Source organism: Methylophaga sp. UBA2012 (assembly GCF_002335235.1).
Taxonomy (GTDB): Bacteria; Pseudomonadota; Gammaproteobacteria; order Nitrosococcales; family Methylophagaceae; genus Methylophaga; species Methylophaga thalassica.
Genome location: NZ_DDCG01000018.1, coordinates 94,556 through 95,261 on the forward strand (window position 1 = coordinate 94,556; position 706 = coordinate 95,261).

Consider the following 706-nt stretch of genomic DNA (forward strand, 5'->3'; position numbering starts at 1 on the left):
CACCGGACTTTTAATCCGATGGTCCTGCGTTCGAGTCGCAGACGGCCCACCACAAATTTAAAGGGTTATGCTTTTAGCATAACCCTTTTTTATTGCCTGTAGTTTATGCTTTGCTTGAGCCATATCACAAAACTGCACAATTCAATTATCTCCACTCAGTTGTAATCGTTGTTTGCAAAAAATAAGTTTCTCCATACTAAGATTTTGTATCTGTGGTTATTACGACTACAGGCAAGCAGATACGGATTTATAATCATTCCGTTTCATATCGAATATTCTTCAATAACAACTTCCATTCTCTACCGTTGATAGATCGCTAAATCTTTAGAACAAACTTAGTTGCTTGGCACCCTTGTCTGGTTGAAAGGACAGGCGCATACATCGGCTTTAATAACTAATATAGTTTGTTCACATACGTAGGCCATTATCATTGGTTACTATCATCAAGTAGATTTTTTAAAGTTGGAATGAGCTGAATGGCTACTTGGCAGCGCTTAATTTTGCTTATAAGAAGTTGGTTATAGTGACATAAGCATAATTCAACCCGGTGTAGTTGGAATGAGTTTTGATAATTACCTTCTTATTTATTAGAAGGTTATAAAGATAATGCGGTGCGCCACATTTTGTGCGTAAGGGAAAATGACAAAAATATTACGGTTTTGTGTTGCTTTCATGAATCTCCTCGCGTAATATGCGCCCCTCTTGC